This is a genomic window from Roseibium sp. RKSG952 (assembly GCF_009711355.1).
In genome coordinates, this window is the sequence record NZ_SMMF01000688.1 from 1 (window position 1) to 4,249 (window position 4,249).

Annotated in this window: 5 protein-coding genes and 1 tRNA gene; 4 read left to right on the top strand and 2 right to left on the bottom strand. The window is 54.4% G+C overall.

Annotation, left to right across the window (positions count from 1 at the left end):
• The coding region (locus E1297_RS49700; RefSeq protein ID WP_209015633.1) for a hypothetical protein at window positions 1–277 on the bottom strand (277 nt) is incomplete at its 3' end.
• Here E1297_RS49700 and tilS point away from each other — a divergent pair.
• The 4 genes from tilS to E1297_RS03935 all read left to right on the top strand — a co-directional run bounded on the left by tilS (window position 230) and on the right by E1297_RS03935 (window position 3,316).
• The gene (tilS, locus tag E1297_RS03920) at window positions 230–805 is read left to right on the top strand and encodes a tRNA lysidine(34) synthetase TilS (protein WP_244327627.1); all 576 of its coding nucleotides are present in this window, start codon (window positions 230–232) and stop codon (window positions 803–805) included. The genes E1297_RS49700 and tilS overlap by 48 nt on opposite strands.
• Before the next feature lie 41 nt (window positions 806–846).
• Window positions 847–921 (top strand) — tRNA-Ile (locus E1297_RS03925).
• 493 nt (window positions 922–1,414) lie between these two features.
• A complete protein-coding gene (locus E1297_RS03930) occupies window positions 1,415–2,998 on the top strand; it encodes a TROVE domain-containing protein (protein ID WP_196223183.1) in 1,584 nt (527 codons plus the stop codon).
• A 3-nt stretch (window positions 2,999–3,001) separates the two neighbouring features.
• The gene (locus tag E1297_RS03935; protein WP_155134164.1) at window positions 3,002–3,316 is read left to right on the top strand and encodes a hypothetical protein; all 315 of its coding nucleotides are present in this window, start codon (window positions 3,002–3,004) and stop codon (window positions 3,314–3,316) included.
• Window positions 3,317–3,419: 103 nt separating this feature from the next.
• On the opposite strand, the gene E1297_RS03940 is transcribed toward E1297_RS03935, so the two are convergent.
• Window positions 3,420–4,049, bottom strand: coding sequence for a DsbA family protein (locus tag E1297_RS03940; RefSeq protein WP_155134167.1), 630 nt, complete (start codon window positions 4,047–4,049; stop codon window positions 3,420–3,422).
• Between the last annotated feature and the right edge of the window lie 200 nt (window positions 4,050–4,249).

The window sequence follows — 4,249 nt, forward strand, 5'->3', positions numbered from 1 at the left end:
AGCGCTCTTTCACTGCAAATCCTGCGGGCAATGAGGCCAATGCGGATACTAACGCCGCTTGCAATATTCTTACGGCCAGTTCGAATTTGTATTGACTGAGACGACAGGTGCGACGGAAAGCGAGTGTTCGAGCGTGAATATCCAATGGCGAAAACTTACTGAGGAGATCAACTCCCACAAAGGGGGCTATTTGCTTGCCGTCAGCGGAGGAGTGGATTCCGTGTTTCTCATGGAATTCTTCCGCAATAAATGCGTGCGCCCGTTCAAGGTCGCTCACTTCAATCACAAGCTGAGAGCGACCAGCGACGAAGAAGAAAAACTTTTACGCGAAAGATGCCGTGAGATTGGAGTGATCTTCATCGCGGAATCGGGTGACCCTCAAGCTATGCGGTCGGCACCGTCGTTGGAAGCCGAGGCGAGACGCCAGAGATACGAGTTTCTTCATGCGAACCTCGGGGATAACGATCTCGTGGTCACGGCTCATCATGCCAACGACCAATTGGAGACCGTGGTTATGCGGCTGATGAGGGGGTACCCGGAAAACTCCCTGCGAATGAAGCGGTTGTCCGGGAGACGCTATAAGCCATTGCTTGAAATCCCAAAGGCGGAGATCTTGAAACAGTCCGAAAACAGGGGATTACGTTGGATCGAGGACGAGAGCAACGAGGACGTTTCCCACGAGAGAAACTGGGTGAGACACAAGCTGATTCCGATGATGATGGAGCGCCGGAACGTTCTGAAGACCATCGGACTCCGAAGCGATGTGGATTATGCTGAGGAATCTGCGGCGGACCGAAATCCTTAGTGTTGACAAAATAACTTTTAGAGGTTAAGAGTGGAATTCAAGGGTGTATAGCTCAATGGTAGAGCGGTGGACTCATAATCCGCTGGTTACAGGTTCGAATCCTGTTGCACCCACCAACGCTCCTCCTTTCATGCCATCAACGGAACGTGGGACGACGGAAAGAACAGCCGTAGCCTCCTGATGAGAAAATATTGCGTATTGCAATATTTTGGTAGAACGAAACTCTAAATAAATAATTGAAAATGTTTATAAATTTTTTTCAAGTGACTGAGTTTCAAAAAATTATCAAAAAAACAATATAAATATCGTTGCTTTTCATTGCATAATGCAATACAACTGAATTTGTCCGAGGGGCGAGCCCCAGAAGATCGGTTATCGTTTTTCATGATCGACCAAACCCGATCATCGTCTCCGCGCTCGCCCCGCCTCGGACATGCAGGCCCGCGAGCCCCTTCAAATTGGTTATCGCATCGAAGCGCCAGGTCGTTGGTTCGAGTCCAACCCTCTCAAGGAGAGGTAGCTCAGACGGAAGAGCAGGTTTTAACCCGATTTGAGCCGCCGCGTTCGCGGTCCTGCATGTCCGAGGGTACGTGTGAAGAGGAAAAAAGAATGTCGTACGCAAAATTGGTCAATCCGGCACTGGTGCCGCAGTCCCAGCCGCTGAACGATCGTCAGTCCGGAAACAACGCCGGGGGATACGTCTTTGCGATCGACCAGTGGAAGCGTCTTGAGCGTTTCTTGATCCTCGGATCGGACGCAGCTACCTTTTACCAGTCGGCGCGTTCCCTGACGCGCGATAACGCACGCGTCGTAGTTGATTGCTGGAACTTGGAGCCGGCCCGCACCGCGTCGATGATCGTTGAGATCTCGAATGAAGGTCGGGCGCCGAAGAACTCGCCGGCGATTTTCGCTTTGGCACTGGGCGTTTGCAACGATGCGGTGCAGGTTCGTTCTGCCGCTTTCGACGCGGTAAACAAGGTCTGTCGCACCTCGACGCACCTGTTTGAGTTTATCGAGGTGTCCCGAACGCTCGGGAAGGGTTGGGGGCGCGGGATGAAGCGCGTCGTCGCGCGCTGGTACGACGGACATCCGACGAATTCACTCGCGATGCAGGCGGTCAAGTACCGCTCAAGGAACGGTTACGACCATGCTCGTCTCATCAAGTGCGCGCACCCACTTGGAGACAACGACGATCTCGCTCGCATAGCGCTGACAAGGTGGATCTGCGGACGAGAGCACGACGTCAAGTCCCTGCCTAACGTCGTCAAGGCTTTCGTCGCGGCACAGGATGCGACGAACTCCAAGGATCTCGTGCGCCTGATCAGGGAGCATAAGTTGCCACGGGAGGCGTTGCCGACTTGGGCGCTTCGTGATGCCGAAATCTGGAAGGCACTGTTGCCGCACATGCGGATGACAGCACTAATCAGGAACCTCGGAGTCATGACGGAGCTTGGAGTTCTGAAGCCTTTCTCGGGAGAGCTGGACACCGTACTGGAGTGTCTTTTGAACCGTGATGAACTTCATAAGTCCCGCATCCACCCGTTCGCGCTCTTGCAAGCGCTTGCCGTCTACAAGAGTGGCAAGGCGGTCAAGGGCGAAAGATCATGGAACCCGGTTTCGAAGGTTACCGACGCGTTGAATGACGGCTTCTACGCCTCATTCAAAAACGTCGTGCCGTCCGGGAAGAAACACTTGCTTGCGCTGGATGTCTCTGGATCCATGGGGATGCACAAGCTCATGAATTCGCCTCTGAGTGCTCGTGAGGCATCAGCTGCAATGGCGCTCGTCACTGCGGCGGTCGAGCCGAAGACGCACTTCGTTGGGTTCTCGAGCAACCTCGTCGACATCGACATCTCTTCGAAGATGCGGCTCGACGAAGCGACGCGAAAGATCTCGCGGATCCCGATGGGCTGCACGGACTGCGCGCAGCCGATGATCCACGCCCTCAGGAAGGGTTTGGAAGTAGATACGTTCGTCGTCTACACGGACAACGAGACGTATTCCGGACGCATCCATCCGACCGAGGCGCTCAAGCGTTACCGGAAGGAGACAGGCATCCACGCGAAGCTGATCGTGGTTGGCATGACGTCAACGGGTTTCAGTATCGCTGACCCGGAAGACGGTGGAATGCTCGACCTCGTCGGGTTCGACTCCTCGGCGCCGTCGGTCATGGCTCAGTTCTCGAGGGACTAAGCCATGACCCCTGACGAAGTAGAACAAAAAGCCAGGGCGCTATTCGGTGAAAACTGGAAACACGCCTTGGCGCGTTCTCTCGGCGTCAATTACTCGACACTCTGGAGACAGATGTCTCAAAACAACATTCCGGGCCCCGTAGTCGCGGCCATGAAAGCATGGATCGTCCTATTCGAGAGCCTGGGGGTAAGGCCTCCCATCGAGCCGGGCGGCCCAGTCGTTCCCCCGAAGGAAGATGTCGAAGATGTCTACGGCGTGAAGAAAAAGCCTGGCGGGAAACGCAAGGCCACTAGCACCTACAGCAAACTCATCGGGTGACGGCTCCTCGACCTAATGACGGGGTTTCCAGCGCACAGTTCAGATGAAACATGGCTCGGAGTTTGACCGTTTCGGTAAGTTTGGCCGAACTCCGGGGCCTCGATCAAATGGCGGATTCGATCCTTTTCGCGATTGTCTCGATGGACATATTGCCCTTGTGGAGCTCGCCGTTGATGAAGAAGGACGGCGTTGAGTCTACCCCGAACTTCGAGAGGGCCATCTCGCGCCCGGCAATGATGTCCTCCAGCAGCTTTTGGTTGGTTAGAGCCACCTCGAACGTCTCCTGGGTGAAGCCGATCTGCTTGGCAAGCGCCAGCAGGGATTCGTATGGATTATCGGTGAAGGCCCAGTCTTGCTGATTTCGGAACATCAAATCCACGACACCGAAGTACTTGTCGGCAGGAAGGCTCCTTGCTAGCATCGAGCCGGCCGTCGCAACCAGATCTAGAGGGAACTCCCGCATAATGAAGCGAACCTTACCTGTTTCAATGAAGTCCGACTTGAGGCGTGGGTACGTGTTCCGGTGAAAGTTTGCGCAATGACCGCAGGTCAATGAAGCGTACTCGATGACGGTCACCGGGGCATCCGGGACTCCTATGGTCATGTCGTCAAGCATGAAGGACTTCATGATTTCCGAAGGGTTAAAGGTTTCAGCGAGGGCCACCGTCGACGGAAAAGCGGCGGAGGTCAGGAGGGCGGCGGAGGTCTTCAGAAGTGTTCTACGATTTAACAATGGGACACCTGCGTGATCGAAAGTGAATTACTGCTTCAAGGACTCATCCTCAATCACAGGAAGCGCAAATTCAACATCGACGTTGCGTCTTTACATTAAATTCGCTTTATCGAGTTGAGCGCCCGGTGGACCCGACCTACCGGTTCTATATTTGTGTCCTTGAAGACCTAAAAACCCGCAACATGAGCCGTTCGGCCAAA

Bases quoted from the DNA above. Each gene is read 5' to 3' on its own strand.
- E1297_RS03935 (WP_155134164.1), top strand. From the start codon at position 3,002: ATGACCCCTGACGAAGTAGAACAAAAAGCCAGGGCGCTATTCGGTGAA.
- E1297_RS03930 (WP_196223183.1), top strand. From the start codon at position 1,415: ATGTCGTACGCAAAATTGGTCAATCCGGCACTGGTGCCGCAGTCCCAG.
- tilS (WP_244327627.1), top strand. From the start codon at position 230: ATGGAATTCTTCCGCAATAAATGCGTGCGCCCGTTCAAGGTCGCTCAC.